Source organism: Hansschlegelia beijingensis, assembly GCF_045505405.1.
GTDB lineage: Bacteria > Pseudomonadota > Alphaproteobacteria > Rhizobiales > Methylopilaceae > Methylopila > Methylopila beijingensis_A.
This window is the reverse complement of record NZ_JBJKEX010000121.1, coordinates 1-7967: the sequence shown is the minus strand read 5'-3', so window position 1 is coordinate 7967 and position 7967 is coordinate 1. Positions and strand designations below refer to the sequence as shown.

The following is a 7967-nucleotide window of genomic DNA, read 5'->3' as shown; positions in this document are numbered from 1 at the left end:
TCGGTCATAGGATATCGATCGCGCCCGATGGCACGTTCGATGATCGCGTGTCTCTTTCCAGACTCTCGGGCATCAACGTCTCGAAGGAGACACCCAGGGCCGACACCGTCCCGACGGGCGCCGGGCCGACGGCAGCCGGAGCGACGGCGAGATGTCCGGCATGCCGTTCATGCAGAAGCCAGGCCGACCGGCTGGCCAGCGGCCGCGCGGCGGCCGGCCCGAGGGGCGTCGATCGGCCGATCGCAGCTGATCAGACCGTCTGGAAATACAGGCGCGGACGCTCATCGTCCGCGCCTTTTTCATGTCCGCGATTCCATCCAAGGCCTCGCCTGACTTGCGCCGTTCACGGCGTCCGTTAGCCTCGCCGCCCCATTCCGAGACGCGCCGATGCTGACCGAGACCGACACCGTCACCGCAGCCATCGTGGTCATTGGCGACGAGGTGCTCTCGGGCAGGACCCGGGACACCAACAGCGGCCACATCGCCGAGACGCTCACCGGCCTCGGCGTCGATCTGCGCGAGATCCGCGTCGTCCCGGACGAGCAGCCGGCGATCGTCGAGGCAGTCAACGCGCTCCGCGCGCGCGTGACCTATGTGTTCACGACCGGCGGCATCGGGCCGACGCATGACGACATCACGGCGGACGCCATCGCGGCCGCCTTCGGCGTCGGCATCGACCACGATCCGCGGGCGGTCGCGATGCTGCGGGAGCGCTTCTCCGACCCTGCCGATCTCAACGAGGGGCGGCTCCGGATGGCCCGCATCCCCTTCGGGGCGGAGCTCATCGCGAACCCGATCTCCAAGGCGCCCGGCTTCCGGCTGGAGAACGTGATCGTGATGGCGGGCGTGCCGGCGATCATGCGCGCCATGCTCGACCAGGTGGCGCCGACGCTGAAGACCGGAGAGCCGATCCTCAGCGAGACCATCCGGGCGGACGCCAAGGAGGGCGACATCGCGACGCCGCTCGCCGCCGTCCAGCGCGCGCATCCGGAGGTCTCGATCGGCAGCTACCCCTTCATCGAGGGAAACAGGTTCAACACGAACCTGGTGATCCGCTCGCGCGATCCGGCGGCCCTCGCGGCGGCCAAGGCCGCGGTGGCGGAGATGCTTTCGGGACTTCGCCGGAGCTGAACCTCCGCTGGCGCCGATCGCGGTTGGTGCGTTATGCCGGTGCGGCGCGGACGTGGCGAAACCGGTAGACGCACGAGACTTAAAATCTTGCGCCGCAAGGCGTGCGGGTTCGAGTCCCGCCGTCCGCACCAGACTGAGGTTCCTCCCGCGCCCGCCTGCGCGATCGGCGGCCGCCGGGGGAGCGGTAACGACGCTGTGGCCTGGCTGGCTCGATCTCCGAAGCCCGCCTATTGTGCGGATGCGCCGCCGGACCGATCCGGACTTCGCTGTTCGAGGCCTGCGGCGCCAGACAAGATGAGAGCGAGCGCATGGCCGAGCCGATTGAGTTCTTCTTCGACTTCGGATCGGGCTATTCCTATTTCGCCTCCACCGAGATCGACGATCTCGCCGCGCGCCACGGCCGCAGCGTGCGGTGGAAGGCCTTCAGCCTCGGCTCGTCATTCAAGGTGACGGAGGCGAAGCCCCTCACCCGCACCCCGCTCAAGGCGGAGTACGTGGCGCTCGACTGGGCCCGCATCGCACGACTGAAGGGGCTGAGCTTCACGATGCCCGATGGCCACCCTCACGCCGGAATGCCGGCGCTGCGCGGCTTTCACTGGCTGGACGCGCAGGACCCTGCCCTCGCGGTTCGTTTCGCCAAGGATGTCTTCCGGGCCTACTTCTCCGAGGGATTGGCGATCGACGACGCCACGGCGGTCGCCGAGATCGCGCGGCCGCTCGGCGCCGACCGGTCCGCCTTCATCGCCGCCGTCGCGAGCCCCGAGCTGAAGGCCAAGGCGCGCGCCGCGGGCGAAGAGGCCGTCGAGCGCGGCGTGTTCGGCGCGCCGTGGATCATCCTCGATGGCGAGCCGTTCTGGGGATGGGACAGGCTCCCTATGGTCGAGCGCAGACTGGCCGAGGCTAGCCCCGCCGCGACGGCGTGATGAGCTCAGGCGGCGGGTGCCCCGGCTCCCGGAGCCTGATCCGCCGGATCCTGCTCGCGGGGCTCGCGATTCTGCCCGCGGCGCATGCGCAGGCGCAGTGGGCAGGCGTGGTCGAACGGGGCCAGACGACGGAGAGCCCCGCCCTCGGGAGGCCGCTCGTCTACAACGTCTACCGGCCCGCCGCCGTACCCGCCGCGGGGCGACGCTGGCCGACGCTCTATCTGCTCGAAGGCAGGCCCGCCGAGGCCGACTGGCTCGACCAGGGCTTCGTCTACGAGGTCATCGACCAGGCCGTCGCGGAAGGCCTCATCCCGCCCACCCTCGTGGTGATCCCGGTCACGCCTTTCAGCTGGTACGTCGACAATCCCGATCCCGGCGGCCAGGGCATGATGCGGACGGCGATCCTGCAGGACCTCGCGCCGGCGATCGACGCCCGCTATCCGACGGCCGCGTGCCGCGAGGGACGCGCGATCGCGGGCGTGTCGATGGGAGGCTACGGCGCCCTGCTCTACGGCCTGGAGCGGCCCGACGCGTTCGTCGCCGCCGCCAGCTTTTCGGGCGCCATCGCGCCGCCGATCGACGCGCGCGACGTTCAGCGCCTGAAACGGGCCGACGCCTTCTACGATGGCGCTTTCGGGCGTCCGCTCGATCGAGGCCGCTTCAACGCGTGGAACCTGTTCACCCGCGTGCGACAGTGGCCGGCCGGCGAGGAGCCTGCGCCTGCGATCCTGCTCGCGGCCGGCGACCGGGACCGCAGCGGGCTGATCCAGTCCACGGCCAGGTTCCACGCCGAGCTGTTGAGGGCGGGCTTGGACAGTTCGCTGCGGATCGGGCCCGGGGCCCACGACTGGCCGACGTGGCGCGCCCATCTCGCTGACGCCCTGCGCTGGCTGGGGCCGAAGCTCAGGACGTCCTGCGAGCCCGCCGACAGCCAGGTCCAGAGCCCCGGACGAGAAGCGACGCGGCCGACCCCGTGACGTTTTCGCGCGTGACGTTCGCCGCAGCGCAAACGTAGAGCTTCAGGAGGCCTGCGGCGTGACGCGCCGGCGGGTCGTGATGAACGGGCCCACGAGCGCCCCATGTGGCCACGTCTCCTCTCGGCCGTCATTCTCGCCGCCGGCGTGGCGGCCGTTCCCGCGCACGCGACGGGGCTCGTGCAGCGCGGCCTCACGGCCCCGAGCCGGTCCCTCGGACGGCCCATTCACTACAACCTCTATCTTCCGGCCAAAGCGCCTCCGCCCGGAGCCCGGTGGCCGGTGCTTTACCTGCTCCACGGCGGCGACCCCGGAGAAGCCGACTGGCTCGACGCGGGCGGGCTCGCCTCCACCATGGACAAGGCGATCGCCTCGGGCGCGTTGCCGCCGACCGTCGTCGTGATGCCGTTCGCCGGCGACAGCTGGTACGTCAACAACCGCGACCCGGGCGGCGCGGGCGCGATGGAGACCGCCCTCACCCGCGACCTGGTGGACGCGATCGACGCGAGGCTGCCCACCGCGGACTGCCGGCAGGGCCGCGCGGTCGCGGGACTTTCGACCGGCGGCTACGGCGCCCTGCTGTTCGCCTTCGACCATCCGACCGCGTACGCGGCGGCGATCAGCCTTTCGGGCAGCATCTCTCCGCCCATTGAGCCGCAAATGAAGGCGCGCCTGAAGCGGGCGGAGCGGCTCTATGACGGGGCGTTCGGCGAGCCGTTCCGGGCGTCCCGCTTCAACGCCATGAACCTGTTCCCGCGCGTGCCACTGCTCGGCGTGGGGCTGAGGCCGAAGCCCGCGGTCTACTTGGACGCAGGCGACCACGATCCGAGCGGCATCGTCCAGGGCGCCACGGAACTGCACCTCGCTCTGTTGCGCAGGGGCGTGGACAGCACGCTGCGGGTGGTCGGCGGCCGGCACGACTGGACGCTCTGGAGGCGCGAACTGAGGCCCGCGCTGGCGTGGCTGGGGACCCGGCTGGACGCGACCTGCGGCCAGCCTGTCGCGGCGGCCAGGACCGGGACTGCCGAGTGATGCCCGTCAGGCGCCTGCGAGCGCGAGCGTCTTCTCGAAGACGATCAGCCCTGTGAGGCAATCCTCCATCGCCCGCCGCGCGCGCGGCCTCGGGCAGTCGAGCGCCTTCGCCACGGTTTCCAGCCGATGGTTCGGCACGTCCTTGACCAGCGACTGCGCGAACCGCATGGCGCAGACCGTGGTCGGCGGCGGCGCCAGGCCGACCCGCTCCGCCTCGGCCACCAGGAAGGCGTTGTCGAAGCCGATGTTGTAGGCGACCAGCGGATCGTCGCCGACGAAGGCGAAGAACTTGTCGAGGGCGTCCTTGGGCTCGAGCGCTTCGGCGAAGGCGGCGTCGTCGAGACCCGTCATGGCGCGCACGAAGGCGGGGATCGGCCGGTCGGGCTTGACGAGGGTCTGGAACGCCTCGACCTGTCCGCTCGCGCGGTCGAACCGCAGGGCCGCGATCTCGATGATGCGGTCCCGCTTGGGCGTCAGGCCGGTGGTCTCCAGATCGAAGAACACATAAGGCGTCTCGCCTGCGGCGATGCTTTCGAGTGGCGTCGACATGCGTGGACCTGAGACTCGCGAGCGGGAGCGTTAACGTTAGCCCCTAGTTCCTACGCAATCGGAAACCCCGCGGAAAGCGCGGCTTTTCGGAAAGGCGCGCGCGTGGCATAGGCTCCGGCATGTCTCACAACAGCTTTGGCCACCTGTTCCGCGTCACGACCTTCGGCGAGAGCCACGGCCCGGCGATCGGCGCCGTGGTCGACGGTTGCCCGCCGCGCCTGACCTTCAGCCGCGACGACGTGCAGGCCGCGCTCGACCGGCGTCGGCCGGGGCAGTCGCGCTTCACCACGCAGCGCAAGGAGCCGGACGAGGTCGAGATTCTCTCCGGCGTGATCGAGGAGCAGGCGGGTCGTCTGACCACCACCGGGACGCCGATCGCCCTGCTGATCCGGAACGTCGACCAGCGTTCGAAGGACTATTCCAACATCGCCCAGAGCTACCGGCCCGGTCACGCCGACTACGCCTATGAGGCGAAATACGGCGTGCGGGACCATCGTGGCGGCGGGCGATCCTCGGCGCGCGAGACCGCGAGCCGCGTCGCGGCCGGCGCGATCGCGCGGCTCGTCATTCCCGAGGTCACCATCCGGGGGGCGCTGGTCGCGATGGGCGAGATCGAGATCGACCGGTCGCGGTGGGACTGGTCAGCGGTGGATTCGAACCCGTTCTTCTGCCCAGACCCTGTCGCCGCCAGGGAGATGGAGGCGTATCTCGACGGAATCCGGAAGTCCGGGTCGTCCGTGGGAGCGACGATCGAGATCGTGGCCGAGGGCGCGCCCGCGGGACTCGGCGCGCCGATCTACGGCAAGCTCGACGCCGACCTCGCCGCCGCCCTGATGAGCATCAACGCCGTGAAGGGCGTCGAGATCGGCGCCGGCATGGCGGCTTCCCGACTCACGGGCGAGCAGAACGCGGACGAGATGCGGCTCGGCCAGGACGGCCGCCCGGTCTTCCTGTCCAACAACGCCGGCGGCGTGCTCGGCGGAATCTCCACCGGGCAGCCGATCGTCGCCCGTTTCGCGGTCAAGCCGACATCCTCGATCCTGACCCCGCGGCGTTCGATCGATCGCAGCGGGGCCGAAGTCGACGTCTCGACGAAGGGCCGCCACGACCCTTGCGTGGGCATCCGCGCCGTGCCGGTCGGCGTGGCCATGATGGCGTGCGTCCTGGCCGATCACGCGCTCCGCCACCGGGGCCAGATCGGCCCTGTGGCGTAGCCTGCCCGCGTCCGAAGAGCGCGCCCCCCGCCGGCGCCAAAGAACGTCATGCGCGCGGATCAAAAACGCGATACGCAATCGCTGCGCGGAGGATTCGTCCGGGTCTCCAGACGGATGCCCGGATCCCATCCGCAGCCGCGAAGCCGTCGCCTGAGCGACGGCCGCACCTGACTTCTGTGAACCGCCGGCGCGAATTGCAGTCCTCGCGCCGGCGGCTTTTTCTTCATCTCAGGGCTGGCGGCTCTCGAACAGGTTTCCGGCGACTTCTCGGACCGTCGGCGGCCGCCGCTCGACGAAGGGAAGCGGTCGGCAGACCGCCATGGCGGCGAGCCCCACGCGCGCGGTCAGCAGCCCGTTCAGCACCCCCTCGCCCAGCCGCGCCGACAGCTTCGCCGCAAGGCCGTGGCCGAGCATCTGCTCGAGAAGCCCGTCGCCGACCCCCATGCCGCCGGTGACCGCGAGATGCGCGCCGACGTGCCGCGCCAGCTTCAGGAAGCCGAGCATTCCGGGTCGTCCGCCATAGACCGCGCCGACCTGCCGGATCAGCCGCATCGTCTCGACGAGCACGACCACCAGATCGACCAGCGCGCGCGGCGAAACCGCCGTGACCACCGACACCCGTTTGGCCGCTGACGCGATCGCCCGGGTGGCCTCCCGGTCGAGCGCCTCGATCAGCTCGCGCTCGACGATCCGCAGACGATCCGAGCCGTCGATGATCTCGTTCGCGTGCGCCGCGACCGCCGCGCGCGCCCTCGCCGTCTCCAGGCGGTTGGCGTAGAGCGCCACGACCTCCGCCACGACCTTGCGGGCCTTGGCGTCGTCGTCGGTCCTGTGGGCCTCCTCGGCCGCGGCCCTGAGATCCTCGATCTTGTTGAGCCGCAGCAGCGCGGTGATCTCGCGCAGCACGATGGCGAGCGCCGCCAGGCCTGCGGCGGCCGCAAGGGCGAGCGCGAGCCAGCCCAGCCAGTCGGACCGCGCGAACAGGTCCTCGACCACCCGCGTCGCCCATAGGCCGAGCGCCAGGCTCCCGAGACCGCCGAGCGCGCCCCAGAACAGGCCGCCGAGCGAAAGCCCCCGGCGCCGCGGCTTCACCTTTGTCGCGGCGGGCTCTGGCGTGGTCTCGAAAGCGTCCGGCTGCGGCGTCAGCACCACGCCGCCACGGGCCGTCGAGGTCTCCTCGTCGGGCGCGGCGAGCGTCACGCCGGGATCATTGAGCCGGAAGGCCGCCGGCCTGCGTGGTGCGTCGGTCATCGCGGGTGCTCGGTCACTTCAGGGCGTCGCCGATGAGAAATTCCAGGGTCCGGTCGAGCCGGATGTGCGGCAAGTGCGGCGGACGCTCCGAAACCGGGAGCAGCGGCGGGCGGAACTTGATGAAGCGCAGGTCCCCTCCGGCTTCATCATGCGCGCGACCGCGATAGCCGCCGCTGCGCAGCGCCACCTCGGGGTCGGCCGGGAGGTCGCCGGGAAACACCGCGATCTCCTCTTGGCCGTCGAAGATCTGGTCGCCGGAGCGTTCGCCCTTCTCGGGCACGCCGATGATCACCGGCAGTTCGTCGCGGCCCTGTCGGGCGCTCGCCTCGCGGGTCGCGCGGACGGCCGCGAGAGCGACCACATCCACCGCCGCGCCGCCGAACTCGGCGCGCTCGATCGCCCGCCCCACCAGCCGACGGAGAATCGCCTCGAGCCGGTCGTGGCTGGTGTGGTGCAGATGGTCGGCCTTGGTGGCGGCGAACAGCAGCCTGTCGACGCGCGGCCGGAACAGGCTCGACAGCCAGGAATTGTGGCCGTGCCGAAACGCCGAGAGCACGTCCGTGAGCGCCGTCTCCAGATCCGCGACGGCCTCCGGTCCGGCGTTGAGCGCGGCGAGCGCGTCGACCAGCACGACCTGACGATCCAGCCGCGCGAAGTGGTCGCGGAAGAACGGCCGCACGACGTGGGAGCGGTACGCCTCGTAACGCCGCTCCATCATCGCCCACATCGAGCCCGAGGGCGCGTCGCCGGTTTCGGGCAGCGCGAGCGGCGCGAAGGTCAAGGCGGGGCTGCCTTCGAGGTCGCCCGGCATCAGGAACCGGCCATGAGAGAACAGATTCGCGCCTTCGGCCCGACGATCCTTCAGGATCAGTCGGCGGCCGCGGGCGCCTGAG

The 7967-nt window shown here is 70.9% G+C and carries 8 protein-coding genes and 1 tRNA gene; 6 read left to right on the top strand and 3 right to left on the bottom strand.

All coding sequences use genetic code 11. The annotated features are described in order from the left end of the window. Window positions 1-387: 387 nt before the first annotated feature. The 5 genes from ACIKT0_RS09560 to ACIKT0_RS09540 all read left to right on the top strand — a co-directional run bounded on the left by ACIKT0_RS09560 (window position 388) and on the right by ACIKT0_RS09540 (window position 4060). Complete coding sequence (locus ACIKT0_RS09560) at window positions 388-1131, top strand: competence/damage-inducible protein A (protein ID WP_407105127.1); 744 nt, start codon at window positions 388-390, stop codon at window positions 1129-1131. Window positions 1132-1177: 46 nt separating this feature from the next. Next, window positions 1178-1262: transfer RNA gene (locus tag ACIKT0_RS09555), tRNA-Leu, on the top strand. 177 nt (window positions 1263-1439) lie between these two features. Continuing rightward, window positions 1440-2054, top strand: a complete 615-nt coding sequence (locus tag ACIKT0_RS09550) for a 2-hydroxychromene-2-carboxylate isomerase (protein WP_407105126.1) — start codon at window positions 1440-1442, stop codon at window positions 2052-2054. After that, window positions 2054-3031: an alpha/beta hydrolase gene (locus ACIKT0_RS09545; RefSeq protein WP_407105125.1), complete on the top strand. Its 978-nt coding sequence runs from the start codon at window positions 2054-2056 to the stop codon at window positions 3029-3031. Before ACIKT0_RS09550 ends, ACIKT0_RS09545 begins: the two co-directional genes overlap by 1 nt. Before the next feature lie 102 nt (window positions 3032-3133). Further along, a complete protein-coding gene (locus ACIKT0_RS09540) occupies window positions 3134-4060 on the top strand; it encodes an alpha/beta hydrolase (RefSeq protein WP_407105123.1) in 927 nt (308 codons plus the stop codon). 6 nt (window positions 4061-4066) lie between these two features. Here the strand turns inward: ACIKT0_RS09540 and ACIKT0_RS09535 are convergent, their stop codons facing one another. After that, the gene (locus tag ACIKT0_RS09535; RefSeq protein ID WP_407105122.1) at window positions 4067-4609 is read right to left on the bottom strand and encodes a 3'-5' exonuclease; all 543 of its coding nucleotides are present in this window, start codon (window positions 4607-4609) and stop codon (window positions 4067-4069) included. A 119-nt stretch (window positions 4610-4728) separates the two neighbouring features. Here ACIKT0_RS09535 and aroC point away from each other — a divergent pair, with 119 nt between their 5' ends. Further along, window positions 4729-5823, top strand: coding sequence for a chorismate synthase (gene aroC / locus ACIKT0_RS09530; RefSeq protein ID WP_407105121.1), 1095 nt, complete (start codon window positions 4729-4731; stop codon window positions 5821-5823). 228 nt (window positions 5824-6051) lie between these two features. Here aroC and ACIKT0_RS09525 read toward each other — a convergent pair whose 3' ends face one another. Together ACIKT0_RS09525 and ACIKT0_RS09520 are read right to left on the bottom strand one after the other, a co-directional pair. Beyond that, window positions 6052-7074, bottom strand: coding sequence for a YcjF family protein (locus ACIKT0_RS09525; protein ID WP_407105120.1), 1023 nt, complete (start codon window positions 7072-7074; stop codon window positions 6052-6054). Between the two features lie 13 nt (window positions 7075-7087). Next, window positions 7088-7967 (bottom strand): YcjX family protein (locus ACIKT0_RS09520; RefSeq protein WP_407105119.1); only part of this gene is annotated, 880 nt, incomplete at its 5' end.